The following is a 26,333-nucleotide window of genomic DNA, read 5'->3' on the forward strand; positions in this document are numbered from 1 at the left end:
CGGGCAGCGCAATTAAGCGTTAGAGCAAAGACCCAGCGACTGCAAGATTTTATACTTAATTCAAGGCATTGGCAACGCCGGACTCAGGCTCCGCACCGTTCGGATGGTCGCGGGAGCAAGTCCTGCAAGTCGTGCGCGAGCCCGTTCGACCCGGCCGGCGGGTCACCCTTTGAGCCGATACGCGTTCGATCCGTGCCCCGACCCGTGTCCTGGCCAGGGCCCCATTTCGTGTTTATCAGCGAGTACGGGAGCGGTTGCGTTGACCGCCACGAGGATTCCCACCACCCTCGCCGGTGCCGCCTGCCGGACCGCCGGCATTGCCCCGGTTGTCACGACCGTTACCGCGCGCATTGCCGTTGCCGCCACCGCCCCCGCTCGAACGACCGCCGGCGAAATTGCCATTGCCACCCGGGCGACCGCCGCCGTATCCCCCGCCTGCGCCTGTACCGCCGCCGCCGCGTGCGCCATAACCGCCGGCGTTGCCGCGCGAACCGGCTCCCGGGCCGCCGGCGCCTTCGCCCTTGCGTGGCGCGCGGTTGCCGATGTTATCCGGCAGGTTCGCAGTGTTGCGCGGCGTGCCCGTGAATACGCCGGCGAAGGTTGCCTGATTCGCGCGCCGCGGGCCGCGCGGACCGAAGCGGTTCGCACCCGCATTCGCCGTTTCGGCCGCAAAGCCAAGCGCCGTCTGCATCGGATCCGGCTGGCGCCGGGGCTGCGCGGCGCCACGCGGACCACCGCGTTCCTCGACCGGCGCCTTCAGACCGACGGCGCCGAGCAGCGCGCGCACCTGATTGTCCTCGAGCTCTTCCCAGCGGCCGCGCTTGAGGCCCCGCGGCAACGTAACCGGGCCATGGCGCGTGCGGATCAGCCGGCTCACGGTCAGGCCAACCGCTTCGAACATGCGCCGGACCTCGCGATTGCGGCCCTCGGCCAGGGCAACGTGATACCAGCGATTGGTACCTTCGCCACCGCCATCGGCGATGCGCAGGAAATTTGCCGGGCCGTCTTCGAGCTCGACGCCGCTCAGCAGCTTTTGCCGCGAGCCTTCGGCCAGTTCGCCGATCACGCGGACCGCGTATTCACGCTCGACGCTGTAGCGAGGATGCATGAAGCGGTTGGCGAGATCGCCGGAAGTCGTGAGCAGCAACAGGCCTTCGGTATTGAAGTCGAGACGACCGACCGCCAGCCATTTCGCCGTCTTCATCGTCGGCAGCTTGTCGAATACGGACGCGCGCCCTTCGGGATCCGAGTGACTGACGATCTCCCCCGTTGGCTTGTGATAGATCAGCACGCGGGGCGGCTTGTTCTGGATCTTGCGCTTGACCGGCTTGCCGTTGATCCGAACCTGGTCGGTCGGCATGATCCGCTGCCCGATATGGGCCGGCTCGCCATTGACCGATACGCGTCCCGCGATAATCAGCTCTTCCATCTCGCGGCGCGAACCCATGCCAGCTTCGGCGAGTACTTTGTGCAGCTTCGGCGCATCATCATCCGGCGACAGTACGCGCTTGGGTTTCTCGGCCGGCTTGCGGCCGCGGCGCAACATCGGCGCACGGACACCGCTGCCGCCACTGTTGTCGGCATCGAATGCCGGCGAACTCACGTAGGCGAACAGATCTTCGGCATCGACACGTCCTGCCGCGTCGCCGGCCGACGTTGCTTTGCCGGTACCGTTGCCGCCGGCTTGCCTGCCGTTGTTCGAACGAGGGCCGCCTTCGCGCGCCTCGCCGTTCGCGGCACCCTGGCGCGGACCGCTGTTACGGCCACGGCCCTGACGATCGCCTGCGTTTGCGTTTGAATCACCTCTGTTGCCGCGTCCCGCGCCCGCGTCGCGGCTATTGCGCCGGCCACGCGGTTCGGCACCCTCACCCGACGTTTCACGCGCGCCCGACGCATCAGCGCCCGGCTCGATCACATTGCCATTCGTACCGAAATCGGCATCGTCATCCGCGTTCGAATCGAAAGACTGGGGCAATCCCGAAGATTGCACGGGCGATGCACTGTCCTGCACCGCTGCGGCAGCGGCGTTACGGCCGCGGCGCGGGGCACGGGGCGTGCTATTACTACGACGTCCATGGCCTTCGCGTGATTCGGCGGCGACATTGCCGTCGGCATCACCGGCATGCTCGCCAGATTGAGACGAGGCATCATCGTGCGCGCCGCGCCGTGTCGACTGTGTATCAGAGGCAGAAGCAGATCCGGAGGCTGAGTCAGACGTGAAGCCGGCCTCGGAACGGGACGCTTCGGCCGTGACATCGCCGCCTTCGGCATCTTTGGCCTTACTCGCACGGCGTCGGGCGATCAGGCTGCGCGGACCGCGGCGCAAACCGCTGCGTGCGCCTCGTTCGCCTCGTTCGCCCGCTTCGGTTCGTTCGCCGCCGGTCTGTTCGCCCTGCTCATTCGATTCACCAGAGAAGCGGTCGCTCGCTTCGGCCGAACTCACGGTCGAGATTTCAGCCGACTGTTCAGCCGATCCAGCCGCAGCGCGTCCACGTCTCTTGACTGCTTCAACGACCGCCGGTTCGTCGCGCCTTTCAGCGGCGTCGACAACAGGCTGCTCGCTGGCAGGAGCCGGCTTGACGGCGGCCCGTCGGGTTTTCCTGGCCGGCGCAGCAACCGGGCTTTCGCCCGCCCCGGCCGATTCGCCCGCACGCTGCTCGCCGCTTTCGACAGGTACCGCCGCTTCAGCCTTGACGGGCTTGGCGCGCGATGCCCGGACGCGAACCGGACGTGCGTCGTCATCGCGATGCTCCGGCGAATCGTTTTGTTGATCGTCTTTCAAACTAAACCTCAGAGAGTCGTGGCAGGCGCGCTCGCATGGAGCAGGCCGGCCGTCCTTCACCAATCAGACGTCGCGCGGAGTATCGTCCGGGAGCGCCTTCGGCGGATCGTTCGGATCGCTGTGCACAGACTCGGACACGACTGGTGCATCCGGGTGCAAGCGTTCGGTCGGTCGATGCTCGTCGGCATCGATCGTTGTGACTTCATCTGCGGCATCCGCCACAGGCGCTTCATTCTCTTCATTCGTCCCGCCCACATGGGCTGGCAGGGCAAATTCCCTTTCTTCCTCGACCGCGCGAACTTGCTCGCGCGACCCGGCAGCAACCTCCTCAACCAGCTCCGCGCTCAGCTCACGTGCGACCTCCACGGTTACCGCCTCGATGGATTCCTCGGCCAAGCCTTCGAATATCTCGCCGTTTATCGCATCACGCTGAGCCGCGGCCGCCTCATCCACCTCGACCGCCCCAGCCTGCGCGACCAACGCAGCCGCAACCTCGGGCAAATCGTCGAAGGCGATCGCATGCTGTGCCAGCAGGTCCGATTGAAGCGCCGCATCCGGGCTCACCAGCGAGGGCAGCCCATCGAGCGCCTTCAAACCGAGATCGTCGAGGAAATGCTTGGTCGTCGCATACAGCGCCGGGCGCCCGGGGACGTCGCGATGACCGATGACCTCGATCCAGTCGCGGTCTTCGAGCTGCTTGACCACCTGCGTGCTGACGGCGACGCCGCGGATTTCCTCGATGTCGCCACGCGTGACCGGTTGCCGGTAAGCGATGATCGCGAGTGTCTCGAGCACCGCGCGCGAATATTTCGGCGGTTTTTCCGGGTGCAGCCTATCCAGATAGGACCGCATTGCCGGCTTGCTTTGGAAACGCCAGCCTGTGGCGAGCGAAACCAGTTCAACACCTCGTCCTGACCATTCCCCGCGAAGTTCTTCGAGCAGGGCGCGTACCGTGTCCGCCGATACGCCGTCGACGAACAATTTACGCAGATCGCTCAGCCTGAGCGGCTCCTGTGCACAGATCAACGCAGTCTCGAGGACGATCCTTGCCTCTTGAGTATTCATGCAGCTAGTCCCGACCTGAACGGTCAGCGGAACGGGATCAAAAGAAACTGGGAGTGGGAGAAACGCTCGCCCGATTGTGATCGGTCATATTGATGGGAGCGCATCCCGGGAAGACCAACGCGAATCGTCAACAGTCGGCCACATCAATTCATGCCATCGGCGTCCGGCTCATCCGCTCGGACACAAGGTGCAGCACACCCGGCGAGCCAGGCCCATACGGTTCACACGGGTCTTGGCAGCGAGCCTCCCCATCGACGCAAAGGGAAATCGCTTATTCACAACGCATCTTACGCAAAAATATCTAATGCGTAAACGGCTCAAACCATCGCAAAATCAATCCCGGCCGATAAACCGTGCAAGACGCCTGACTCCTTCGTCTAGCCGATCGGTGCTGCACGCGTAACACCACCGGACAAAACCCTCGCCTTCCGGGCCAAATGCCACGCCTGGCGCGAGGCCCAGCCCGGCTTCGCGAACCAGCCGCTTGCACAGCTCGAGGCTATCGGCCGCCGCGGCCAGCCGGAAGAACAGATACATCGCCCCCTCGCCCGGCATCACGTCGACCCCCGGCAATCCGCGCAGCGCGGTTACGAGATGGTCGCGCGACTGGCGCAGCTGCGCGACCACGCCATCGGCAACCGCCCCGCCGTCACGCACGGCGACGATTCCCGCCCGTTGGACGAAATCGGGCGCGCACGACGTATTGTATTCGACGAGCTTGCCGAGGTCGCCCATGAGCGTGTCCGGCGCGACGATCCAGCCGAGCCGCCAACCGGTCATGAGCCAGGCCTTCGAGAACGAATTGACCGCTATCACACGCGCCTCGCGTCCGGCGAGGTCGAGGAACGACGGCGCCACGCGACCCGCGCCGTAGAAGAGCCGCTCGTAGACTTCGTCTGCGATGATCCAGATGCCGTGGCGCTCACAATGGGCAAGCACGGCATGCTGCTCGTCGCGCGTCATGACCCAGCCGGTGGGATTGTTCGGCGAGTTGATCATTACGGCACGCGTGTCGGGCGTAAGCGCCGCAAGCAGGCGGTCGAGGTCGAGCGTGAAGCCCCGCGGCCCGTAGTCGAGCGAGACGGTTTCGACCGTGGCACCGAGAATCTTCGGAATCTCGACCAGGTTCGGCCACAGCGGCGTCAGCGCGACGACCCGGTCGCCCGCACCGACGACAAGTTGCGAGGCAAGCATCAGGGCATTGACGCCCGCGCTCGTCACAGCGACATGATCGGGTGACGTCGCGCCGTGCAGGACGGATACGTACTCGGCAATGGCGCCGCGCAACGGCGCGATGCCAAGATTGTGCGTATAGAACGTCGCCCCCTCGGCGAGCGCGGCGCTGGCCGCATCGCGAATGAAACGTGGCGTCTGCTGGTCCGATTCGCCGAACCAGAACGGCAGCACATCAGGCAAACCCATCGCGGCATTGGCCACTTCGCGGATCTTCGATGCGCGCAGGGACTGGACGGCCTGCCGCGCAAAAGGGGCGGCCGAAGGCGCCGGCTGCCCGGCCAACGACGGAGATTCAACTGCCATGGTGGTTTGAGCGGGGTTCGAGGAAAATAAGATGGTAGCAGCGCCCGGCCATTCGCGGAGCCCCGGAACCGATGCGGACTTCACGGTTCGGGCCGCCTCGCAATAGGAACCGATCCTTTCAAGAATCCGCCGCCCAGGCGCCCGGCTTGCTCAATTGCTTGGGCCCAACTTCAAGGGCACCTCTCGCACGATCTGCCAGACCGCATCCGCGGCTGGCGACAGTGACCGGTCGCGGCGGCGCACGAGGGCGACGGTGCGTTCCGCGGTCGGCACGAGGGGCCGCGATACGAGCGCCAGCCCGGCCGGCGGCGGCAAGGCGAGATCGGGCATGACCGAAATCCCGACGCGCGCATCCACGAGCCCGAACACGCTTGCCGGATGCGCCATCTCCTGAACAATCTCGGGCTCGATACCATGGTCGTGAAACACTTTCTCGATCAGCGGGCGGCTGCCCGACGCATGATCGAGCAGCACGAGGCGCTCGCCCTGCAGCGCACCCCAACCCACTTCGTCTCGCTGCGCAAGTGCGTGGTCGTCCCGGCAGACCACGCTGAACGAATCTGTCATGACGGGTTCGAGAAGCAGGCCGTCGGCAGCCATCGGATCGAGCACCGGTGCAATGACCACACCGAAGTCGACCTCTCCCGTCTTGACCTTCCGTAGTACATCGTTCTGGACTTCGTCGCGCAGAGACAGTGCAATGTAGCGGTGTCGCAGATTGCATTCGGCGACCGCCAGCGGCATGACACGCGCGGACACGGTAGGCGCCGCCGCGACCACCACCCTCCCGCGCCGCTGCTCGCCGATTTCCCGAATCTCGCGCAGTGCGCCATCAAGTTCGCCCAGCAAACGCGACACACTCGCCACCAGATTCATGCCCGCGTCGGTCAGGACCACCTCGCGTGTCGTGCGGTCGAGCAGCTTGAGTCCGAGTTCGTCCTCGAGTTCGCGAATCGAACGGCTGACGGCCGACTGTGTCAGCCCGATCTTCTGGCCGGCGCGGCTGAAACTCGCGAGACGCGCGACTTCCATGAACACTCGCAATTGCCTGAGGGTGACATTCATCTTCGTTGCTTGCCTCCAGGTCCGCGTCTCGTCTCTCATGCAATCTCGCCAGGGGAATGCGCTTGGATAGTGCATTCCGGTCGCCCGCCCGCACCGCGCTCATGCGGTCAGACGATAGACGGCGATCTTCGATGTGTGCACCGCATGATAGCGCGACTCCCCTGCGCGGGCTCGAACTTCGACGAAGCTACCAAGCAAATGACAAGGGTAATGCAAAGGGTTGGGTACGAGTTCAACCGTTCATCGTCCGGAATAATTTTTGAGACACGGGCGGGTCTCCCCTTGGTGCGCAGACGTGCGATCGGAGGCCCCGCCTCAGGCCGGGATGCACAAGATCGGTGATTTCCCCGATTTGCGCCCCCCTGCTTTTGGCGTCTGATACGCCGACCAGAGTGGGCCGCCAGCCTTATCCAGCGGCCGTTTGCGCTGCCGCACCGCAAGATTGGCATGGTTTTCGCTGAGGGGCATACACCCGACGAATCGAATCGATCGCGGGGTTTTCGAGAAAGCGGCCGCGAGTTTGAACATATTCGCGCGGCGAACAGCACGAGGAGTGCGCAACGCGCACGGCGCGGGCCCACACTGGGGTTAGCATCGCTGAGGTGAAAGATAATGGTGTTCGACGATTTGAAAGACAATGAATGGGCGTTGGTCGAGGCGTTGTTCTGTGACGAACCTAAACGCAGCGAACGCCGCGGCCGTCCGCGCGTCGAAGCCCGTTCAGTGGTCAACGCAGTCCTGTGGGTGTTGAGCACGGGCGAAGGCTGGTCGAAGCTCCCGGGTCGCTACCCGTCGCCGCCGACCTGCCGCCGCCGCTTTGACGAATGGCAAGCCGACGGCACCCTCTCCGAGATCGTGAAACGTCTCGGCGGCAACGGCAGGGAGATCAACTTGCGCGGCCGCGCAGCCGTAACAGTGGCGAAGCAGCCCATCCCGCCGACGCGCGATCGATTGCGCGGTGCATTCTGGACTAATCCGGAATCGTGGCGCGCTCCGGCCAAGCTCGCCTGATTGCGGATGGGAAAGGGGCGTGCTGGCGCCGCCCTCCCATCTCGCTTCTTGAGCGAACGCACCGAACATTCCCTTACTAACACTTACAGCAAGGTCGAATGCGAAACATAAACTGGAAGCTCTCAGTTCGAGCCTTCAGAGCATTCGATGACCTGGAAAGTGGTAGTCGCCGCCGGCATCGTGACCCTGGAATTCGGCGGCCTCATGGCAAGTAACGCGGCACATGGCCAAACCCCCATCAACGGATGGGGAGGGCCTCGCGCTGCCCCCGTGCTGCTGCCTGTCGAGCCTGCCGCGCCGCGTCGCGGCGATTTCACACCGCCGGCCCCGCGGGGCGACCTGCGCGGCGATATCGCAGCCAATTCAAAAGATGGCCACCGCGATCACAACCCACCTGCCGATCACCCTAAGAAAGCGCCACGCTAGTCTCGTGGTCCGGCGAACAACACCCAGGGTGAATAAACCCGAGGGCGGGAACCAGTGCGGTCTTCCGCGAGTCGGATCAAGTGCCATGACCACAGCGTGGCATGTGTTACCCGGTATCGCCCGTATCTTCGGATACGGGCGTTTTTTTGTGCAACCGGACTCCCCCTCTGTCAGTCTGTCAACGACTGCACCCGTCAGCTTTCGGTTTCGGTCGCACCGTCGGCAGGCACCAGATAGAGGCTCACGCGTTGATCGGGCCAGCTCGCGAGTCGCTCGATGCGCTCGAGCCGCACGATCTCAGCCTTGCCGCGCGCGGTCAGCACCGCTATATCGACCGGCGCATGATAGCCAGGGCCATCGGGTGTGCGCTGGCGAATGGTCTCGAGCAGGCCCGCATCGCGTAAGAACTCGAATACCCTGGGTCGCTTCGGCCACGGTACCTGACGATACTGCGCATGGCGCAGCGCCTCGAGAACGGCCTCGTTCGAATGCTTCATTTCGCTCTCCGCGTACCGGCTCTTGGCCGCTGTTCGACTTGTGTTGAAGATCGCGTCGATGCCGCCCGAAAGCCGGATCGGCAAACAGTCATATTAAGCCCGCAGTAATGGGCAGGCAAAGTATCGTTAAGCCGGAGCCTCTAAATTTACAACTGCCGATTTCCGGCACGGTTAGTAACAACTTGTAAGCATGGTAAGTATCGTTGCGCCGGGCCGAGGCTGGAATGCGCGCGCCGATAGAATGGAATCGTCTTCAGGAACCAAATTTGCAACTGGCTTGGTTCTCTTATCTTTCCCTGTGGAGGTCTGATCATGAAGAAAATGTCCGTGGCACTCGCGGTTTCCCTGCTGTCGTTGGCCGGCACCGCCGCTGCCCAGTCGACTGGCGTGACGATGAGCACCGATCCGGCCAAGGCGGCAGACATCGAGCAGCGTGCCCAAATGCTGCAGGACGCTCAGGACAAGCAGTCGGCGATGAAGATGGAAATGCCGGGCCACAAGGCAAAGCACCCCCACCACGGCGCAAAAGCTTCCGGGGCGAGCGCGGCGCAGTAAAATGGCGCGCGACGCCCGAAGCTGCGGCTTCGTGCCAGGCGTTTCGACAAAAGCCCGCCCCGCGCGGGCTTTTGTCCATCTGTATCCCGCCGCGTAGCGCGGTTTTTTTGAAGGAGCATGTGTGAGCAATATTCAATTCGACATCGAATGGACCGATGCGGCGAGCAAGAAGATCGAAAAACTGATGCCCAAGGCAAAGGGCCCGCAGGCGGAACGCGAGCCCGTGCTCGCGCTGCCGCCGATCGAGTGTCTCCCGGCGGAAGGCGACATCCTGTTCCTTGGACCGCGCGGCAAGCAGCAGCCTTTCATCGTCGCCGAGCGCCAATATCATCATGAAGGCGCAGCGGATTGGACGATCGTCCTGATCCTCGATCTTCCGGATGAAGATGAAGAATAAAACAACAATCGTAAAATTCATGTAAATCCGGTTTTTGCGGGATCCGCTTTAAAAGCCGGGACGAAAAAAACTCGCACTTTGGAAAGTGCGAGTTCAAACCATCGCCCAACGAGGAAAGGGCGACGGGGCCAATTCATTTCATTCGCAGTACTGCAGAGTGCCAAGCCGGAGTCGGATCGTTTCGACTGATTGCTCCGATTCCCGCTGCTCCGTCCCGCTGCCGTGTTTCGCAATTGTCCGTCGACGTATCCGACCGCGTACCATCAAGCATGCAACTGCCATGCGATTCACCCCTCCCACATGGGCGGCCGGATCGCTCGGCTTAATGCAGGGGACCTACCGCTGATTGATTCGCGAAATGGTTTGTGATACGAAGCAAATACAGGCGTCTTCAACGGTCTACGTGCTGCTGCGCGGATCGTAACGTTACGTTACGTTACGTTACGTGACCATCAGAAGGCCAAGCAGGAGATGCGACGAGGGACGGAGGAAACGGAAGCGGGACAGAAACCCAACGCCCGAAGCACGGCACTGGGCTTCATCGAAAAAATGCATGCACACGCTCTCGCCGGAGGGCATCCGGTCACAAATAGCGTCCGCAAACTTCCCCTGCTAGCGGGGATGTCGCCGCGCGTGTCGCAGCCGCGAATGCGGGAGCCGGGGAGGATCGCAGTCGTCGGACGGCTCGGTCAGCGTGTGGGCGACGATAAACACAAGGGCCGCAAGAAAAACGATGAACGCCCACATCCAGTACGGAATCAGATCGAACATGATGCCCCCACTTCGGCATTTATACTTACCAGCTTAATATCGGCACGCAATCCATCCGGCTTGATAGCGGGCCGACCACGCGCTCGCCTCAAGGACGCTGCCGGCGTGATCGGGTATCGATATGAATGGCGGCCGAACGCCGGGTGTCGGTATCGGAACGACGCCGGAATTCAAGTTCGATGGCGCGCGGTTTCGCGGGAAATCGCCTTTGCCAGGTCTGCACGAGTCGATCGAACGAACGATTGAACAGAGACTTCATTGCCTTGGCCGAGTCTTCCAGAACTTTTTTCATTTTGTCCGTCCCCTTGATTCCACTGCTATTGGGCGTCTCCGGCTTGACTGTCATGGCAGGCATCGAATGAGCCGGCACATTCCTCGTCAATCAGTTAAGCAAGCACCGAGCCTACACACTCACTGCACCGCCTCGAGTCCCGACGGTAGTTCAACAGTCCCACAAAACACTGCACGGCGCTATTGCGACGGTCCCGATGTATCCGATTGGACCACTACTACCCCTGCTTCGGTGCCACCGCAATACTCACAAAAAGGGCGAAAAAAATGCCGGCGCGGGGCCGGCATTTTCATACAGGATCACAATGCCTGACCGCTCGCAGCGCCCCGGCCGACCGTGTCGACCGCGACGCTACTCTGGTTCAAGCATAGGACAAATCAGCGCACCTGACCGCTTATCAAACCGACAATCTGCTGGGCCTGTTTCGAGGTGTCGATTTTGCCTGACTGGTCGACGACGGCAACACGTGTCAAGTTCTCGGTCAGCGCGCGGACGTTGATCCGATATTGTTTAGCAACCTTGTCTGTGTGACCGTGGAACAACTGGCTCCAGAAGCCCTGCTCTTCCGACGTATGGTCGTTCGGATCAACGTAGCGGATGAAGTAGAGGCCCTTGATCCGATCGCGGTCATCGACCGTGAAGCTCGCGCGATCGAGTGCGACACCGACCGCCAGCCAAGCGCGATCGTAGGCGGCCGGAATATTCAGCTCGGTCACCCCGGCTTCCGCACCCGACGACGTCGTTTCCTTTTCGGTGCTGGCAGCGGTGACCGCCGACGCCGCTGCGGTAGCCGACGCCGCTGCGGTAGCCGACGCCGCCGCAGTAGCCGACGCGGCTGACGGTTCATCCGGCACGGTCTGACCGCTCGTCTTGTTATACGAGATCGTCTGCATCAGACGGCGCAGGTACTCGACTTCGAGCGTCGGATCGTTCGGTGCCGCGACCCACTCGCGATTCTCGTTGTTCGATCCCGTCAACTGCTCGGTCAGGCTGCGTTCGCTGATGAACACATAAGTTGAGCCGTCGGGACCGGCTTCGATCCGTGTACGGTACTTGTAGCGGCTCGCCGCGGTGTATGCGCTGTCGAGACTCTTGCCGATGAAGTTACGAACGAACCCAGCATCGATGCTTGGGCGTTTCTCGTTCCAGTCGGTTTCCATGACGCCCGCGTTTCGCGTTTCGACCACCAGCAGAAAACCTTGTTGCTGCCAGAATTTGCGCAGTTGCGGCCAGAGCTGCTGGCTGTCCTGGTTTTCGACGACAAGCCAGCGCTCGTTGCCGTCTCGCTGCAGGTGCACTCCGGGCATCGAAGGCAGAACCGCGTCCGCCGGCGCCACCGTCGGCGCGGTCTTTTCGGTCTGCGTCAGCGAGCTCAGCGAGGTCTCGCCGCTGCTCGGCGCCGCGAGGCGCTGGTCGGGAACCTGCGCGGTCAGGTCCGGAGGCGCCGCGAGCGACGGCTCCTTGGTCTTTTCCGTGCTTTTGTATTCGATCGCATGCGGGTCCGGCGCGCTGCACCCGGCGACCAGGACTGCTGCGATTGCAAGCGCTGCATAGTTCAGCGTAAAGCGATGTGCATTGAGTTTCATGGAGTCCTTCGGGCGCACCACGGATCAGCTTCCGTGGGATCAACCCGGGATTTTACCGGGCTCCGGGCGTTCAGTGCAAAAACGCTTGCAAAACCCGGCTTTCGGCGTGTCACCAGACACAGACAAGATAGCGCGCTTACACCGGCCGGGCACCCCCCGCGCCCGGCCAGCCCAGCCTTTAGCCCGTTTCAGGCCGCGACGACGGCCCCCTCATAAAGCGAGGCGTAGCTTTCCCTCGGCAGCAGGTTCTTGCGATCGCCGGGCCGCATCATCGCCTCGAGATCCGGCATCGGCAATCCCATCACGTCCCCGAATGTGCGGAACGCGCTGTTGCTATTGCCCGTGGACAGCTCCGAGGGCAATCCGCCCAGGATGTGATAAACGATGTCCAGGTCATTGAGTGCCTGTGCCGCAGCAAGCGCACGGCCCCAGATCGCCATCGCCTCCTCCTTCGAACCCGTGAACACCACCTTGTGCGCCTGATCGAGCGCATACAGGCCCGAGAATCCGCCCTCCGCCGGTTTCATTTTTTGCTCCTGGCCCATCATGGGGTAAGGCCAGGCGCGCAATACATCGCGCGTGGTGCCGACTGCCTGTGACATGCCTGTCTCGCGGTCGGTTGCAAGCCCGTGCAATTCGCCGATCAGCCAGTCGTCCTCGTACAGCGTCCAGAACGTGTGGCAAGCGACCCACATGATGGGGTATTCGCGAAACTCGATTCGATACATATCGATGGACTCCCTGACGAAAAATGCCCCGCCGCAAGATTGCAACGGGGCATGCACAGGCTAAGTCCACTTCCGCAGGAAAAATCACGCGCTCGAGCCAAGTGCCGAGAATCGGTACTTACTCAGCGGCGATGCGAACAAATCCGACCCAGCGAATCGATTCGAAATCGTAACCGCTTCTGTAACACGTAGGCGCGGCTACTTCGCGACAGGCATCGTGAATTCCGCCCCCTTCGAGATCGAATCGGGCCAGCGCTGCATCACGCTCTTGTAGCGGGTGTAGAAGCGCACGCCCTCTTCACCGTAGGCGTGATGGTCGCCGAACAGAGAGCGCTTCCAGCCGCCGAAAGAATGCCATGCCATCGGCACGGGAATCGGCACATTGATGCCAACCATGCCGACCTGGATCTGGCGCGCGAACGCACGGGCCACCCCGCCGTCCGATGTGAAGCAGGCCACGCCGTTGCCCATCTCGTGCGCATTGATGAGGTCGACCGCGGAGGCAAAATCGGGCACACGCACAATCGACAGCACGGGTCCGAAAATCTCTTCCTTGTAGATCTTCATTTCGGGCTTCACATCGTCGAACAGCGTACCGCCGATGAAGAAGCCTTCCTCATGGCCCTGGACCTTGTGGCCACGGCCGTCGACGACCAGCTTCGCACCGCCTTCGACACCCGCGTCGATATACCCCTCGACCTTGGCCTTGTGAGCGGCCGTGACGAGGGGACCCATCTCCGCATCGCTTTCGAGGCCGTTCTTGATCGTTAGCGCCCGCACGCGCGGCGCGAGGCGTTCGACGAGCTCGTCGGCGATATGGCCGACCGCCACCGCGACGGAAATGGCCATGCAGCGCTCGCCGGCCGAACCGTAGCCCGCGCCGATCAAGGCGTCGACCGCGAGGTCGAGGTCCGCATCCGGCATCACCACGAGGTGATTCTTCGCGCCGCCCAGCGCCTGGACTCGTTTGCCGCGTGCCGCACCCTGCGAATAAATGTACTCGGCGATCGGCGTGGAGCCCACGAACGAGATCGAGTCGACTTCCGGGTGTTCGAGCAGCGCGTCGACGGCTTCCTTGTCGCCATGCACGACATTGAACACGCCGTCCGGCAGGCCCGCTTCCTTGAGCAGCTCGGCGAGACGAATGGCGCACGAAGGATCGCGTTCCGACGGCTTGAGCACGAAAGTATTGCCGCAGGCGAGCGCGACTGGAAACATCCAGCACGGCACCATCATCGGAAAATTGAACGGCGTGATCCCGGCGGCGACGCCGAGCGGCTGGCGCATGCTCCAGTTGTCGATGCCGCCGCCGATCTGCTCGCTGTACTGCCCTTTGAGCAGTTGCGGTGCCGCGCAGGCGAATTCGACGACTTCGATGCCCCGAGTCACTTCGCCCTTGGCGTCCGACAACACCTTGCCGTGCTCGCGCGTGATGATCTCGGCGAGTTCGTCCGCATGCTTGTCCAGCAGCTCCTTGAACTTGAAAAGAATGCGCGCGCGTTTGAGCGCGGGCGTCTCCGCCCACGCCGGGAAGGCCGCGCGCGCGGCCGCCACGGCGGCGCCGACCTCGTCCGTCGAGGCCAGGGGAACACGCGCCTGGACCTTGCCCGTCGCCGGGTTGAACACGTCCCCGATGCGCCCGCTCGTGCCCGGCTGTGCCTTGCCGCCGATATGGTGGGTGATCGCACGGACCGCTGTGTCGCTTGCGTGGGTATCGCTCATTGTCTTTCTCCGAGGAAATGCCTGGGTATGTCGGTGTGAGGTTGAAGCGCCGGTGCCGGACAACCGGGACGGCGGCGTCCGGCACCGGCGATCGCGTCCATCGAATCGGCCGGCGCCGCGCGCCAGCGCGCGCAGGCCGCGGCCGCGCGCGTGGGTGTTGGTACGCCACTATGCGGCGCACCCCGAGGCGCGCACATAGGCAGTTACGGAACTGCGATGCCAACTGTATTGATTGCAATATGCAAAGTGTATTGGCAAAACCTCGCGGTCTTCCGTAGCATCGGATATTCATCGCAGCCCGCCGACCATGATCGAACTCGAACTGATTCGCCAGCGTGCCAATGCACCTACTCTCGTCGAGCAACTCGTGCGCGCGTTTTCCGAAGCGATCGAGCGCCACACGCTGAAGGCCGGCACACGCCTGCCGTCCGTGCGACGGCTCGCACAGGAGCAGGCGCTGAGTACCTTTACGGTGACTGAAGCCTATAACCGGCTCGTATCGCTCGGCCTGGTGATCGCGCGGCGGGGTTCGGGCTATCGAGTCGCGAGCCGCCCACCGGCGCTCGCGGGCGCCACGCCCGCATGGGAGCCGCCGAGCCTGAACGCGACCTGGCTGCTCTCGGACGTTTTCGCCGATCATTCGGTGCCGATCAAGGCGGGATGCGGCTGGCTGCCCAATGAGTGGGTCAACGAGACGGGCCTTCATCATGCGCTGCGCGCGGTGAGCCGGACGCCGGCCGCGCGGCTTGCCGACTACGGCCATCCATACGGATTCGCGCCACTGCGCGAGCGGATCGCAGCCGAACTCAACCGATACGCTGTTCCCGCCAATGCGTCCAACGTGCTAATGACGCAAGGTGCCACCCAGGCACTCGACCTGATCGTGCGTACCCTGCTGCGACCGGGAGACTCAGTGGTCGTCGAAGACCCGTGCTACTGCAATCTCCTGCAGATCCTCAAGCTCGCCGGCCTCCAGGTCCATGGCGCGCCGCGCACGCCGCAAGGCTTCGATCTCGAGGCCCTTGAAGATATCGTGCGGACGCGCCAGCCGAAAGCGCTCTTCATCAACACTGTCCTGCAGAACCCGACGGGTGCCACGCTCAATATGGCCGCGGCATTTCGCGTGCTGCAGATCGCCGAACGACATCAGTTGTGGGTGATCGAGGACGACGTGCACCGCGAACTCGTGGCGGCCGGGCCGCCGATGCTCGCGGCCATGGAAGGGTTGCGCCGCGTGGTCTATGTGAGCGGATTCGCAAAGACGATTACGCCTGCTTTGCGATGCGGCTATGTCGTCGCCGATCGCGATGTGCTGCGCGAGCTTGCGCGCACCAAGATGGCGGTCGGACTCACTTCATCGGAGACGACAGAAAGGCTCGTCGACAAGGTGCTCGTCGAAGGACGGTATGCGCGCCATGTCGAGTTCGTCAACGACAAGCTCAAGGATGCGCACGCGCGCGTCGAGCAGCATGTCGACGATCTCGGTCTCGAGCTTTTTCATCGCCCCCAGGCGGGTCTGTATTTGTGGGTCAGGCTGCCGATCGATCCGGCGCGCGCGAGCGAGATCGCGACGAGAGCACTGCGTTATGGCATCTGGCTCGCACCGGGCTCGTATTTCAGGCCCGACGACCAGCCGTCGGAATGGTTCCGTTTCAACGCGCCCTATTCCTGCGATCCGCGACTCTGGGATTTCGTGGGACAGGTCGCGCAGGAGGCCCGGGTCGCAGCCGGATGAGGAGATCGACGAAAGACACGCCCCCCCACGGAGAGCTGCAATGCATTGCGGATTCAACCGGTCGATGCAACATACCAGGGGCTGTGTAGGCAGCGGGAGTGTGGCAGATGAAGTAGCGACCGGCCACCGCCCGAAGGCATGACCGGCCGGTCTTCGGCGCATCGCCTCAATTCTGTGCCGGATGCGTCTTCTGATAGTCGTCGAGCGCTCTCAACGTGTTATTCACGTGCTGGCTGGGGTCCATGCTCTGATACGAATACCAGATCTTGCCGTCAGGCTCGATCACGTACGAAACGCGGTCCGCCATCGGTAAGACCGTCATCCGCGCGTCGTACTTCGTCATGATCTTGCGATCGCCGTCGGCCGCGACCGGAAACTTGCTCCGGCATTCGCTGACCGAAAACTTGTTGAGCGTCTCGATGCTGTCATGTGACACACCGATGACCGTCGCGCGATAGTCGTCCCGGAATTTGTCGGCCGCATCCGCGAACAAGTGTGCCTCGATCGTGCACCCTTTTGTAAACGCGGCGGGGTAGAAATACAGCACGACCGGCCCCTTTTTCAACGCGTCCTCGAGCGAGAACGAGAACACCTTGCCGCCCAGCGATGCCTGCGCCGTGAAGGGAGGCGCCGCCTCACCCTTTTGCAGTTCGGCGTGCGCCAACTGGAACGCGCCGCTTGCCGCGAATGCCATCAACGCTGCCGCAGTCTTGCCAATAATCCGCTCCATTCCCATCTGAGTCTCCGATCGGGCGCATGCCCCATGGCGCCTATTGTGCCCGTTCCCGTGCGAGTCGGCTCGCGGGTCTTGCTCAGGCATGCAGGGCGCTGCGGCTGCGCTGGTCGCGCTCGCCCTGCTTGCTCGGCATGTCGAACATCGGCACCAGGTCCGGGCTGCATAGCGAAAAGCGCGCCGCTGTATTGGCGTGCAGCGCGAGTGCGTGGACCATCGCGCTACTCGGATCGAGCTCCTCCAGCATCTGCAGGACCTCCATATAACGACCGCCGCCGCGAATCCGGTCGAAATTCAAGCGGCGCAGACGCATGATGAGGCCATGCATGTCTTCGTTGCGCCGTGCACTCATGTTCTGCACCGCCACATAGCGTTCGAACAGGCGCGGTATCCCGCAGATGAAACCCAGCTGGGCAAGCACCGCGCGATAGTGCGGACGGGTGCCCTCGGTGCCGACGAAGCCTTCCATCAGTGCCGGCCCGAGCGAGGACTTGATCAGGTAGTAGGCGTGAATGAGCCGCTGGCCGCCTCCTGCCGACTGATTGGCGATGATGTCGAGTCTCTGGATGAGCTTGCGTTCCGGCTGTGACAAGGTGACCTCTTCGATCGCACCCGCGAATTCGGCTTCGCGGCTGCCACCGGGCGCATTCCACCACTCCTCGTCGTAGTCGGAGGCCAGTTCCGCGAGATGTTCGCCGACGGACGCGGAGTTGTGGACGAGAGCGGGTTCGGACTCGTCGCGAACCCAATAGAAGGTGTCGAAGCGGCCGCACAGATATTCGTCCGACAGCGCCGTCGTGCCCGCGCCCGGCATGAAGTCGTCGGTCGGACGGCGCGGCTGCCCCAACTCGTCCTCCTTCTCGATCGCCCGCTTTTCGTCTTCGCGGCGCAAGGTCTTGTTGATCCGCTCCTGGTCGAGCGTGGCGAGCACGGTGAATTGCGACAAGGTCATCATCGCGTCGATCGCACGCAAGGCATTGGTCAGCGCATTGTTGCCGCAGCGATCGAGACCGTCGAAGATCACGACGACCCGGCCGACCGGGGCCAGCGGCTTGGGGGAGGCCTCGGTTGCCGAGGATGCCTCAAGTGCCTCTGATCCCTCGGATGCCGGCGCATTCCCGTCCTGAACATCTTCCACCCCTGCCTCAGCTTCCGCCGCGGCCTTCGCGTATTCTTCGGCCAATTGTGCCGCGGCGTCCGACTCGGGTACCTCGCCATACCGTGCCCTCGGAGGGCGCGGTGGCCGGACCGGCGGCTCGCCAGCCGGATGGCCGCCCGGCGTCGCGGCCGCAAGTTCGGCACGCGCGTCATTCAATTCGCGCTCGGCGTCAGTCAGCGCCTGCCAGGCATTGCCGACATCTGTTTCGCGTTTGGCGAGGACCGTGGCCTTGGCCGACGACTTGACCTGCTCCCGCCCGGTCTCGCGTTCGATCGTCGTGCGAATTTGCTTGTCCAGGTGCCGCAGGTAACCGATCGCACGCGCCGGACCGAACAGGCCGATACGGAATGCGAGCACCGCGGCCGTCACCGCGACGGCCACGTCGCCGAGCGGCCGTGCGAGGTCTTTCGGCATGAACTGCGCGAGAACGTCGACGCCGATAGTGTCGAACGAGAGCGTCGCCGCGGCCGTCGCAACGATCGCCAGGACCGTCGTGATAAGGACGATCAGCGGGCGCCGCTTGACGATCGACATCAGCGACGATGCGAGCATCCGGGCTCGGCCGATGCGGGTGCTCGCGTCGGCCATCAGCGAGCGCAGTACGTCTTCGCTCATCGTGCGTACACCGAAATCGCGCGCGAAGCGTACGAGCTTCGCCTTGTCGTTCTTCAGGCGTGCCGCAAAAATCTCGCTGGTCACGTCGACACTGACTTTTTCCGCGCTCCGAACCGGTTTGCCGTAGATTTTCTCGTAGGCCTCGCGTGCGCGCTCCATGGCCGCTTCGGCGCGGGTCACGCGTTCGCGCGCGCGCAGCACGCGCTTGGCCTGGTCATCGAGCTTGAAGACGCTTGTCAGCTGAGCGGCCAGCGGATCAGCGTCGTTCGTGGCCTCCGCACCGGCCGAACCGAGTTTCAGCGCCGCAAAGAGGTGTTCGATGAACTGCGCCCAAAGCTGACCATGCTCACTCGGCAAGGGGGAAAAACGGACCGTGACGAAACGGCCCTGCCCCGGTGCCGGCTCGCCCTCGGTAAGCCTGCCGATCGTCGACACCACCCGATCGATGAACAGGCTTTTGGAATTCGAGGTTTCACCGAACAACGCGACGGAAGCCGGTGCCGCCGGGCCGCCCGCCACGATGACCTGCGCAAAGGCCGCCGCTTCGGCGGCCGCCAGTTTCCGACGTTCGTGATTCGTGCTCTCGTTCATGGCCCGTGAATTCGCGTTGAGGTGGCAAATGCCGCGGGTCTGGTTCAGAGAAGCCCGTTCGACTGTTTAACGGACGCGAAAATGAATTCTTTAATCAGGGCCTCTCTTCGATTAACGCTTCGCTCAGATCACATAGAGATCGACGTATTCATTGACCGGCATGGAATCGAGCGCTTTCCTGTCGAGCGATGCATCCAGAATCGCTGCCTGCTGCTTTGCCGGGAAACGACGTGCGAGGTTCGTCCGGAATTTCTCGATCAGCAACGGAATCCCGTCAGCGCGGCGGCGCTTGTGGCCGATCGGGTATTCGACCGCCACTTCCTCGAAGCGGCTGCCGTCGTTGAACTCGACCGTCAGCGCATTCGCGATCGAACGCTTCTCGGGATCGTGATAATCCCTCGTATATTGCGGATCCTCGACACATTCGATCTTCTCGCGCAACACGTCGATACGCGGGTCCGAGGCGATCGAATCTTCATAGTCCGCAGCCGTCAGGCGGCCATGGATCAGCGGTACGGCCACCATGTACTGGATGCAATGATCGCGGTCCGCCGGGTTCGCAAGCGGCCCCTTCTTGTCGATGATCCGGATCGCCGCTTCGTGCGTACGGATCGTGATTTTGCGAATGTCTTCAACCCGCTTGCCCGCCTTCGCAAGTTGAGCGTGCAAGGCCATCGCGGCCTCGACCGCGGTCTGCGAGTGAAACTCCGCGGGGAACGAGATCTTGAACAGTACATTCTCCATCACGTACGAGCCATACGGACGCTGGAACGCGAACGGCTTGCCCTTGAACAGCACGTCGTAGAAACCCCAGGTCTTCGCCGTCAGCACCGACGGGTAGCCCATCTCCCCCGTCTTCGCGATCAGCGCGAGACGCACCGCGCGGCTGGTCGCATCGCCCGCCGCCCAGGACTTGCGGCTACCCGTGTTCGGCGCGTGACGATAGGTGCGCATCGACTGGCCGTCGACAAACGCGAGCGACACCGCATTGATCAGTTCATCGCGTGTGAGCCCGATCATCTGCCCGACGACGGCCGTCGACGCGACCTTGACGAGCAGCACGTGATCGAGACCCACCTTGTTGAACGAGTTCTCGAGCGCGATACAGCCCTGGATCTCGTGCGCCTTGACCATGCCGACGAGCACGTCCTTCATCGTCAGCGGCGATTTGCCGCCAGCCACGCGGGTGCGCGACAGCCAGTCGGCCGTGGCAAGGATGCCACCGAGATTGTCCGAAGGATGGCCCCACTCGGCGGCGAGCCAGGTGTCGTTGAAATCGAGCCAGCGGATCATCGCACCGATGTTGAAAGCGGCCTGCACCGGATCGAGCTGGAACGGTGTGCCCGGCACCTTCGCGCCGTGGGGCACCACTGTGCCCGGGACGATCGGCCCCATCAGCTTGGTGCACGCCGGATAGCTCAGCGCCTCGAGGCCGCAGCCCAGCGTATCGATCAGGCAGTGCGCCGCCGTATCGAGCGCGAGCTCGCTGTCGATCGTGTAGTTGAGGACATAGTCGACGATGTCGACCAGCACCTGGTCCGGCTGCGGGCGAACGTTGGAAATGGCTTGGCTCATGCGGCTTCGTGGATGGGTTGAACGAGAGTGGAATGCTAAGGTCGCCGACGAAAGCCGGCAACCCGACCAGACGGCTAGTTATTTGCGCTCCGACAGCGGAACGAATTTCAGGTTTTCCGGACCCGTATAGTTCGCGCTCGGCCGGATGATCTTGTTGTCGATCCGTTGCTCGATGATGTGCGCGCTCCAGCCCGCCGTGCGGGCGATCACGAACAGCGGCGTGAACATCTCCGTCGGCACGCCCATCATGTGGTACGAGACCGCCGAGAACCAGTCGAGATTCGGGAACATTTTCTTGGCGTCCCACATGACCGTCTCGAGCCGATCCGCGATATTGAACATCTTCATCGAACCCGCCTGCTTCGACAGCGAGCGTGCGACTTCCTTGATCACCTTGTTGCGCGGATCCGAGATCGTGTAGACCGGATGTCCGAACCCGATGATGACTTCCTTGTTTTCGACGCGCTGACGGATGTCCGCCTCCGCCTGATCCGGCGAATCGTAGCGCTGCTGGATTTCGAACGACACCTCGTTCGCGCCCCCATGCTTGGGCCCTCGCAGTGCGCCGATCGCACCCGTGATCGCCGAGTAGATATCCGAACCCGTGCCGGCGATCACGCGGCCGGCGAACGTCGACGCATTGAACTCGTGTTCCGCGTAGAGGATCAGCGAAGTGTGCATGGCTCCGACCCATTCTTTCGAGGGCTCGGCGCCGTGCAGCAGATGCAGGAAATGGCCGCCGATCGAGTCGTCGTCCGTCTCGACTTCGATGCGCCTGCCGTTATGGCTGTAGTGATACCAATAGAGCAGAATCGAGCCCAGCGAAGCCATCAGCCGGTCGGCGACATCACGGGCGCCGACGATGTTGTGGTCGTCTTTTTCGGGAAGGATCGTACCGAGCACCGAGACACCCGTACGCATCACGTCCATCGGATGCGCTGAGGCGGGAATCCATTCGAGTGCCGCCTTGAGGTTCGCGGGCAAACCGCGCATCGCCTTGAGCTTTCGTTTGTAGGCGGCAAGCTCGCTGCGCGTGGGCAGCTTTTCATGCACGAGCAGATAGGCGATTTCCTCGAACTCGCTACCTTTCGAGATATCGAGGATGTCATAACCCCGATAGTGAAGATCGTTACCCGTCTTGCCGACCGTGCAAAGCGCCGTATTACCCGCCGTCACGCCGGACAATGCGACGGACTTCTTCGGCTTGAAGCCGGGAGTCGTCTCACCGGTTCCCGTGGCGCTGGCCGTGCCGTCACTGCCTTGCGCGGTCGTCCCGGTCGTCGCCTTCGCTGATACCGACATCGAACTTCTCCTTACTTTTGTTGAGAGAACAGCGCGTCGAGCTTGTCCTCGTACGCGTAGTAGTCGAGATATCTATAGAGGTCATTGCGAGTCTGCATCGTATCGACGACGTTCTTTTGTGTCCCTTCGCGGCGCACGGTTTCATAGAACTTCAGTGCCGCGGCATTCATCGCACGATACGCGCCGCAACAATATAAGGCGATATCCACGTTCGCCGAGCGCAATTCATCAAGCGTGAAGAACGGAGTCGAGCCGAATTCCGTCAGGTTCGCGAGGATCGGCACTTTGACGGCTTCCTTGAACTTGCGATACGACTCGAGATCGCCCATCGCCTCCGGGAAGATCATGTCGGCGCCGGCTTCGACGTAGCGGCAGGCGCGGTCGATCGCGGTTTGCAGGCCTTCGGAGGCGGCGGCGTCGGTGCGGGCCATGATGACGAAGTCGGGATCGGTCCTGGCATCGACGGCAGCCTTGACGCGGTCGACCATTTCGTCGGCGCTGACAAGCTCCTTGCCCGGACGGTGGCCGCAACGCTTCTGGCCGACCTGGTCTTCGATATGGACCGCGGCTGCGCCGTCGCGAATGAAGGAGCGGATGGTGCGTGCAATATTAAAGGCGCCGCCCCAGCCTGTATCGATATCGACCATGACCGGGAGGTCCGTGACGGCCGTGATGCGGCGCAGGTCGGTCAGGACATCTTCCATAGTGCTGATGCCGAGGTCCGGCATGCCAAGCGAGTTGGCGGCGACGCCCCCGCCGGAGATGTAGAGCGCTTTGTAGCCGGTCGCCTGGGCCATGCGGGCGGCGTAGGCGGTAATGGCGCCGACGACCTGCAAAGGGCTTTCCTCGGCGAGTGCGGCGCGGAATGCGGCGCCCGGACTGCGGCGGCGAGCTCGGGACGGGTCGGATTGGATCACGGAGGCTCCTCGGATAGCGGCGGATTGCGGGATGGGCGCATGCGTTTACGCGCGATCGTTGAAGCATACTCGATGCGGTACTCGGACATTTGCGCGGCTCCCAACGCGAGCCACGAACTCCCGCTAAACTTGCGGCTTCCCCACCCGCACTGTCCACCTACCATGAATGCTTTGATTACCGGCGCCTCCGCCGGCTTTGGCCGCGCGATCGCGCAACGTCTGATTGCTGCCGGCCACACGGTCTTCGCCACCGCGCGCCGCAAGGACAAACTGGACGCCCTGGCGAGGGAACTGGGTTCGAAACTCATTGCGTTCGAACTCGACGTCCGTGACCGCGACGCAACCGCGGCGCTCGTCAAGCACATCGAGCAACAACACGGCCCCATCGATGCGCTGGTCAACAACGCAGGGCTGGCGCTTGGCCTCGGCCCCGCGCAACAGTCCTCGCTCGACGAGTGGGACACGATGATCGACACGAACATCAAGGGTCTTGTCTACATGACCCACGCTGCATTGCCGGGAATGGTCGAGCGCAATCACGGCTGGATCATCAACCTTGGCTCAATTGCAGGCACGTATCCCTATCCTGGCGGCAACGTCTATGGCGCGACCAAGGCGTTTGTCCATCAGTTCACTTTAAATCTGAAGTCGGATCTGGTCGGAAAGAAGGTTCGGGTGACGTCGATCGAGCCCGGCCTATGTGGAGGCACAGAATTCTCTGTCACACGTTTCGGAGGAGATGAGTCGAAGGCGGCCAATGTCTACCAAGGCACCGAGCCGATTACTGCAGACGACATCGCCGAGACTGTGTCATGGCTTCTGTCGCTTCCTTCGCATGTCAACATCAATACGATTGAAATGATGCCGACGTGCCAGGCATCTGGCGCCTTTTCGATCGTTCGATCGGGCGCATGAGCGGGTGCATGCGCAGGCTCATGCGCGGGTGCATGCGCGGGTTCTCATAAGCGAAGCCCGGGCGTCGCGCAAAGGACGCGATCCGCGCATGCCGCAGCTTGCTCGCACGTGTGCGGCAGACACACAAGGCAACAACAGTTGCCAAAGCCGCTCGATCACGGCGCAGATCGCCGGCCGGAAGCAGTCCACTCAGGTGAATGAGCATTGCTTTCCGGCCACCATCCCGCCCCCTCACTCCATCAACGCCTTCGGATATACCTTCACGTCCTCACTGGCCAAGGTCCTCAGTTGGCGCTGTGCGTGCTCGATGTACTCGCTCGGATACTGGTTGGGATTGGCGTGCAGCAAGCCATTGCGGTGAGCTTCATGCAGGTCCTGCCTGACCTGCTCGCGCGTGAGGCCTTGCAACGTCATCTTCGGCGCCGCGGCATGCATCGAATCGGCATTCGCGGCCGCGCTGCCGGCAAAGCTGCTGATGGAAGCGGCAAGCAAGAGGCTCAGGGAAATACGACGGGTCGCGCGTTTCATCTATTCAGACTCCTGGAAGGGCGGACACTAAGACATGTCCGTGCCTTAATCTAGCGACATCTTGATGAACATCGACGCGAATAGTGAGAAATGAGTTTTTCGGAAAGTTAGAGGTGCTTCAGATCCCATATGCAGGGCACCACCGCCAAGCTGCGGCATTCGGTCGCAGGCTTCAAATTTCGAAGGCAACGCTCAATCTGAACGCAAAAAAGCCCGACAGGATCGCTGTCGGGCTTAAAACACACCTTATGGATAGTCCAGGGTGCGAGGAGTGACGCAGACCAGCTAGCTTTGGGCAAACGCCGAGGCGTTTGCGAAAACCGATGAAACAAAGGGTGCAAAAATCACTACGCGTTTTACAGACGTCTTACGGACTTACTCTTGCATGCCCGACGTGGGCGCGGTCGCAGCGACATCGGTGTTGGCGACATGATGCGGAGCAACGGCGTACTGGCGCGGCTGTGCGTCACGCCCGACAGGGAAGTTGTTGCGGGGCGTTTGCTCAATCAATTTGCCTTGTTCTTCTGCCTGAACCAGTTGTGCCTTGACTTCAGCGCGGGTCAGGCCGACGTCGCCGGTGCTCTGGGCAAAGGCGGGGGCGGCAAGTGCAGCAGCGGCGGAAACGAGCAGGGCGGAAATCAGGGTGCGTTTCATGGTGTTACTCCTAGCGATGGATTTATCTCGGTTTCGGCGGAGTCCTCGTAAGACGTCTCGCCGTTGGAGCTAATGTAAACCCTAGGCTATCGAACAAAAAGGTTGATAACCGAAATAAATAGTTTCGCTTGTCGCAATAATCAAGGCACGAATGCTGCATTGCAAAACCCTATTCCGTGAATGGGGGCTAGCCGAAAATGCCTGCCCACAAAGGATCTTGAGAAAAATACGTCGAAAAAATGTCGACGGAGAGCCCTCAATGCCGTCAGGGGATCTATGCGCGCAAGCTTGGGAAACACACGATCTGCGGAGCCCTCAAGGTCAAAATTTCGACTTTCCGAGGAGCAATCTCATCAAAACCACAACGTCCAATGGAGATCGCCCCTATCGACCAAAGGGAGAAAATATGCTTAGAGCTTCATCGTCGACAACAGAATGCTCGTTTCCGTCGCCGCGATGCCGTCGATCGTCCGGATTCGCGTGAGCACGCGGTCGAACGCGCCCAGATCGTCGGCACGTACTTCCGCCACGACGTCCCATCGACCGTTCGTCGTATGAAGTGACTGGACGGCCGGCTCGCCGCGCAAAGCGCTCAAGACCTGCCCGGCGCGATTGCCTTCAACCGCGATGCTCATCCAGCCGCGGACGCGTTGCTCCTCGGCTTCGGGCTTGAGCCGGACGGTATAGCCGACGATCACCCCCTCGGCCTGCATGCGGTCGATCCGGTTCTGCACCGTCCCGCGGGACACGCGCAGGGCCTTGGCGAGATGGGCAACCGGCAGCCGGGCGTTGTCCCGGAGAAGCGCCAGCAATTGACGATCGGTGTCGTCGAGTGAATGCAGTGCTTCGGCCATCGGTCTCTCCCGGGAATGCTCGCAATCTTTCAAACGCGATACGCCAAGTCAGCATTGTGCCAGTCATTGCTGTCACTTTGACGCGAAGGGCTAACGGATTGCGCACTCTGCTGGCTATTTGTTGACCTTGCAAACCGGCACAATCAGACAGGGCGACGGCTCCCCGCAAATTCACCCGGCTCCGCCGCCTGCTCCCTGTTTGCGCCTGAACCCACCGGGCGTCGATCCCCTGACATCGGCGCGAGCGGCCGGCAGGCCTTGAAACACCCGGTTGCGTTTAATCGCACCACGTGGCGTCCTGCCTTCGGAACCCGGATTC

The 26,333-nt window shown here is 62.4% G+C and carries 23 protein-coding genes and 1 pseudogene; 6 read left to right on the top strand and 18 right to left on the bottom strand.

What is annotated here, in order from left to right; translation table 11 throughout:
• Positions 1 to 235: 235 nt before the first annotated feature.
• The 4 genes from rluB to HV670_RS09420 form a co-directional block, all read right to left on the bottom strand.
• The gene (gene rluB, locus HV670_RS09405; RefSeq protein ID WP_217478401.1) at positions 236 to 2,011 is read right to left on the bottom strand and encodes a 23S rRNA pseudouridine(2605) synthase RluB; all 1,776 of its coding nucleotides are present in this window, start codon (positions 2,009 to 2,011) and stop codon (positions 236 to 238) included.
• 834 nt (positions 2,012 to 2,845) lie between these two features.
• The gene (gene scpB, locus HV670_RS09410) at positions 2,846 to 3,847 is read right to left on the bottom strand and encodes an SMC-Scp complex subunit ScpB (RefSeq protein ID WP_175104499.1); all 1,002 of its coding nucleotides are present in this window, start codon (positions 3,845 to 3,847) and stop codon (positions 2,846 to 2,848) included.
• Between the two features lie 333 nt (positions 3,848 to 4,180).
• Positions 4,181 to 5,386, bottom strand: coding sequence for a pyridoxal phosphate-dependent aminotransferase (locus HV670_RS09415; RefSeq protein ID WP_175104500.1), 1,206 nt, complete (start codon positions 5,384 to 5,386; stop codon positions 4,181 to 4,183).
• 150 nt (positions 5,387 to 5,536) lie between these two features.
• Positions 5,537 to 6,451, bottom strand: a complete 915-nt coding sequence (locus HV670_RS09420) for a LysR family transcriptional regulator (protein WP_175104501.1) — start codon at positions 6,449 to 6,451, stop codon at positions 5,537 to 5,539.
• A 612-nt stretch (positions 6,452 to 7,063) separates the two neighbouring features.
• Between HV670_RS09420 and HV670_RS09425 the strand changes: the two are divergent.
• Both HV670_RS09425 and HV670_RS09430 read left to right on the top strand, forming a co-directional pair.
• Positions 7,064 to 7,459: pseudogene (locus HV670_RS09425) on the top strand (transposase); the annotation flags it as partial.
• 150 nt (positions 7,460 to 7,609) lie between these two features.
• Positions 7,610 to 7,888 carry a hypothetical protein gene (locus tag HV670_RS09430; protein WP_175104333.1) on the top strand — a complete coding sequence of 93 codons (279 nt, stop codon included), beginning with the start codon at positions 7,610 to 7,612 and terminating at the stop codon, positions 7,886 to 7,888.
• 194 nt (positions 7,889 to 8,082) lie between these two features.
• Here the strand turns inward: HV670_RS09430 and HV670_RS09435 are convergent, their stop codons facing one another.
• Positions 8,083 to 8,385 carry a hypothetical protein gene (locus HV670_RS09435; protein WP_175104503.1) on the bottom strand — a complete coding sequence of 101 codons (303 nt, stop codon included), beginning with the start codon at positions 8,383 to 8,385 and terminating at the stop codon, positions 8,083 to 8,085.
• Positions 8,386 to 8,697: 312 nt separating this feature from the next.
• On the opposite strand from HV670_RS09435, the gene HV670_RS09440 reads away from it, so the two are divergent.
• Entirely contained in the window at positions 8,698 to 8,940 is a 243-nt protein-coding gene (locus HV670_RS09440) for a hypothetical protein (RefSeq protein ID WP_175104504.1), read from the top strand.
• Between the two features lie 121 nt (positions 8,941 to 9,061).
• The gene (locus HV670_RS09445) at positions 9,062 to 9,337 is read left to right on the top strand and encodes a DNA-binding protein (protein WP_175104505.1); all 276 of its coding nucleotides are present in this window, start codon (positions 9,062 to 9,064) and stop codon (positions 9,335 to 9,337) included.
• Between the two features lie 612 nt (positions 9,338 to 9,949).
• Here HV670_RS09445 and HV670_RS09450 read toward each other — a convergent pair.
• The 5 genes from HV670_RS09450 to HV670_RS09470 form a co-directional block, all read right to left on the bottom strand.
• The gene (locus HV670_RS09450) at positions 9,950 to 10,108 is read right to left on the bottom strand and encodes a hypothetical protein (protein ID WP_175104506.1); all 159 of its coding nucleotides are present in this window, start codon (positions 10,106 to 10,108) and stop codon (positions 9,950 to 9,952) included.
• A gap of 88 nt (positions 10,109 to 10,196) precedes the next feature.
• On the bottom strand, positions 10,197 to 10,400 hold the full coding sequence (locus tag HV670_RS09455; RefSeq protein ID WP_175104507.1) for a hypothetical protein: 204 nt from the start codon (positions 10,398 to 10,400) through the stop codon (positions 10,197 to 10,199).
• A 377-nt stretch (positions 10,401 to 10,777) separates the two neighbouring features.
• A complete protein-coding gene (bamC, locus tag HV670_RS09460; protein WP_175104508.1) occupies positions 10,778 to 11,986 on the bottom strand; it encodes an outer membrane protein assembly factor BamC in 1,209 nt (402 codons plus the stop codon).
• A gap of 188 nt (positions 11,987 to 12,174) precedes the next feature.
• Positions 12,175 to 12,714: a hypothetical protein gene (locus HV670_RS09465; RefSeq protein WP_175104509.1), complete on the bottom strand. Its 540-nt coding sequence runs from the start codon at positions 12,712 to 12,714 to the stop codon at positions 12,175 to 12,177.
• A gap of 198 nt (positions 12,715 to 12,912) precedes the next feature.
• On the bottom strand, positions 12,913 to 14,436 hold the full coding sequence (locus tag HV670_RS09470) for a CoA-acylating methylmalonate-semialdehyde dehydrogenase (RefSeq protein WP_175104510.1): 1,524 nt from the start codon (positions 14,434 to 14,436) through the stop codon (positions 12,913 to 12,915).
• Between the two features lie 307 nt (positions 14,437 to 14,743).
• Between HV670_RS09470 and HV670_RS09475 the strand changes: the two genes are divergently transcribed.
• On the top strand, positions 14,744 to 16,171 hold the full coding sequence (locus HV670_RS09475) for an aminotransferase-like domain-containing protein (protein WP_175104511.1): 1,428 nt from the start codon (positions 14,744 to 14,746) through the stop codon (positions 16,169 to 16,171).
• Between the two features lie 166 nt (positions 16,172 to 16,337).
• On the opposite strand, the gene HV670_RS09480 is transcribed toward HV670_RS09475, so the two are convergent.
• From HV670_RS09480 to prpB, 5 genes are all read right to left on the bottom strand, one after another.
• Positions 16,338 to 16,907, bottom strand: a complete 570-nt coding sequence (locus tag HV670_RS09480) for a peroxiredoxin (protein ID WP_175104512.1) — start codon at positions 16,905 to 16,907, stop codon at positions 16,338 to 16,340.
• Positions 16,908 to 16,983: 76 nt separating this feature from the next.
• Positions 16,984 to 19,269 carry a P-loop NTPase fold protein gene (locus tag HV670_RS09485; RefSeq protein ID WP_175104513.1) on the bottom strand — a complete coding sequence of 762 codons (2,286 nt, stop codon included), beginning with the start codon at positions 19,267 to 19,269 and terminating at the stop codon, positions 16,984 to 16,986.
• A 123-nt stretch (positions 19,270 to 19,392) separates the two neighbouring features.
• Complete coding sequence (locus tag HV670_RS09490; RefSeq protein ID WP_175104514.1) at positions 19,393 to 20,844, bottom strand: bifunctional 2-methylcitrate dehydratase/aconitate hydratase; 1,452 nt, start codon at positions 20,842 to 20,844, stop codon at positions 19,393 to 19,395.
• A gap of 78 nt (positions 20,845 to 20,922) precedes the next feature.
• Positions 20,923 to 22,146, bottom strand: a complete 1,224-nt coding sequence (prpC, locus tag HV670_RS09495; protein ID WP_175104515.1) for a bifunctional 2-methylcitrate synthase/citrate synthase — start codon at positions 22,144 to 22,146, stop codon at positions 20,923 to 20,925.
• Between the two features lie 11 nt (positions 22,147 to 22,157).
• Entirely contained in the window at positions 22,158 to 23,063 is a 906-nt protein-coding gene (prpB, locus tag HV670_RS09500) for a methylisocitrate lyase (RefSeq protein WP_425511405.1), read from the bottom strand.
• Positions 23,064 to 23,225: 162 nt separating this feature from the next.
• Here prpB and HV670_RS09505 point away from each other — a divergent pair, with 162 nt between their 5' ends.
• The gene (locus HV670_RS09505) at positions 23,226 to 23,978 is read left to right on the top strand and encodes an SDR family NAD(P)-dependent oxidoreductase (RefSeq protein WP_175104516.1); all 753 of its coding nucleotides are present in this window, start codon (positions 23,226 to 23,228) and stop codon (positions 23,976 to 23,978) included.
• A gap of 231 nt (positions 23,979 to 24,209) precedes the next feature.
• Here HV670_RS09505 and HV670_RS09510 read toward each other — a convergent pair whose 3' ends face one another.
• The 3 genes from HV670_RS09510 to HV670_RS09520 all read right to left on the bottom strand — a co-directional run bounded on the left by HV670_RS09510 (position 24,210) and on the right by HV670_RS09520 (position 26,014).
• On the bottom strand, positions 24,210 to 24,506 hold the full coding sequence (locus HV670_RS09510; RefSeq protein ID WP_175104517.1) for a DUF4148 domain-containing protein: 297 nt from the start codon (positions 24,504 to 24,506) through the stop codon (positions 24,210 to 24,212).
• A gap of 375 nt (positions 24,507 to 24,881) precedes the next feature.
• The gene (locus HV670_RS09515) at positions 24,882 to 25,160 is read right to left on the bottom strand and encodes a DUF4148 domain-containing protein (protein WP_175104518.1); all 279 of its coding nucleotides are present in this window, start codon (positions 25,158 to 25,160) and stop codon (positions 24,882 to 24,884) included.
• 410 nt (positions 25,161 to 25,570) lie between these two features.
• The gene (locus HV670_RS09520; protein ID WP_175104519.1) at positions 25,571 to 26,014 is read right to left on the bottom strand and encodes an Lrp/AsnC family transcriptional regulator; all 444 of its coding nucleotides are present in this window, start codon (positions 26,012 to 26,014) and stop codon (positions 25,571 to 25,573) included.
• Positions 26,015 to 26,333: the final 319 nt, after the last annotated feature.

It is taken from the genome of Pararobbsia alpina, assembly GCF_902859895.1.
Classification (GTDB): Bacteria; Pseudomonadota; Gammaproteobacteria; order Burkholderiales; family Burkholderiaceae; genus Pararobbsia; species Pararobbsia alpina.

What these genes read in the sequence shown, in the direction of transcription:
- scpB (WP_175104499.1), bottom strand. Translation starts at nt 3,847, where the DNA reads ATGAATACTCAAGAGGCAAGGATCGTCCTCGAGACTGCGTTGATCTGT.
- HV670_RS09415 (WP_175104500.1), bottom strand. Translation starts at nt 5,386, where the DNA reads ATGGCAGTTGAATCTCCGTCGTTGGCCGGGCAGCCGGCGCCTTCGGCC.
- HV670_RS09420 (WP_175104501.1), bottom strand. Translation starts at nt 6,451, where the DNA reads ATGAATGTCACCCTCAGGCAATTGCGAGTGTTCATGGAAGTCGCGCGT.
- HV670_RS09430 (WP_175104333.1), top strand. Translation starts at nt 7,610, where the DNA reads ATGACCTGGAAAGTGGTAGTCGCCGCCGGCATCGTGACCCTGGAATTC.
- HV670_RS09435 (WP_175104503.1), bottom strand. Translation starts at nt 8,385, where the DNA reads ATGAAGCATTCGAACGAGGCCGTTCTCGAGGCGCTGCGCCATGCGCAG.
- HV670_RS09440 (WP_175104504.1), top strand. Translation starts at nt 8,698, where the DNA reads ATGAAGAAAATGTCCGTGGCACTCGCGGTTTCCCTGCTGTCGTTGGCC.
- HV670_RS09450 (WP_175104506.1), bottom strand. Translation starts at nt 10,108, where the DNA reads ATGTTCGATCTGATTCCGTACTGGATGTGGGCGTTCATCGTTTTTCTT.
- HV670_RS09455 (WP_175104507.1), bottom strand. Translation starts at nt 10,400, where the DNA reads ATGAAAAAAGTTCTGGAAGACTCGGCCAAGGCAATGAAGTCTCTGTTC.
- bamC (WP_175104508.1), bottom strand. Translation starts at nt 11,986, where the DNA reads ATGAAACTCAATGCACATCGCTTTACGCTGAACTATGCAGCGCTTGCA.
- HV670_RS09465 (WP_175104509.1), bottom strand. Translation starts at nt 12,714, where the DNA reads ATGTATCGAATCGAGTTTCGCGAATACCCCATCATGTGGGTCGCTTGC.
- HV670_RS09470 (WP_175104510.1), bottom strand. Translation starts at nt 14,436, where the DNA reads ATGAGCGATACCCACGCAAGCGACACAGCGGTCCGTGCGATCACCCAC.
- HV670_RS09475 (WP_175104511.1), top strand. Translation starts at nt 14,744, where the DNA reads ATGATCGAACTCGAACTGATTCGCCAGCGTGCCAATGCACCTACTCTC.
- HV670_RS09480 (WP_175104512.1), bottom strand. Translation starts at nt 16,907, where the DNA reads ATGGGAATGGAGCGGATTATTGGCAAGACTGCGGCAGCGTTGATGGCA.
- HV670_RS09485 (WP_175104513.1), bottom strand. Translation starts at nt 19,269, where the DNA reads ATGAACGAGAGCACGAATCACGAACGTCGGAAACTGGCGGCCGCCGAA.
- HV670_RS09490 (WP_175104514.1), bottom strand. Translation starts at nt 20,844, where the DNA reads ATGAGCCAAGCCATTTCCAACGTTCGCCCGCAGCCGGACCAGGTGCTG.
- prpC (WP_175104515.1), bottom strand. Translation starts at nt 22,146, where the DNA reads ATGTCGGTATCAGCGAAGGCGACGACCGGGACGACCGCGCAAGGCAGT.
- HV670_RS09505 (WP_175104516.1), top strand. Translation starts at nt 23,226, where the DNA reads ATGAATGCTTTGATTACCGGCGCCTCCGCCGGCTTTGGCCGCGCGATC.
- HV670_RS09510 (WP_175104517.1), bottom strand. Translation starts at nt 24,506, where the DNA reads ATGAAACGCGCGACCCGTCGTATTTCCCTGAGCCTCTTGCTTGCCGCT.
- HV670_RS09515 (WP_175104518.1), bottom strand. Translation starts at nt 25,160, where the DNA reads ATGAAACGCACCCTGATTTCCGCCCTGCTCGTTTCCGCCGCTGCTGCA.
- HV670_RS09520 (WP_175104519.1), bottom strand. Translation starts at nt 26,014, where the DNA reads ATGGCCGAAGCACTGCATTCACTCGACGACACCGATCGTCAATTGCTG.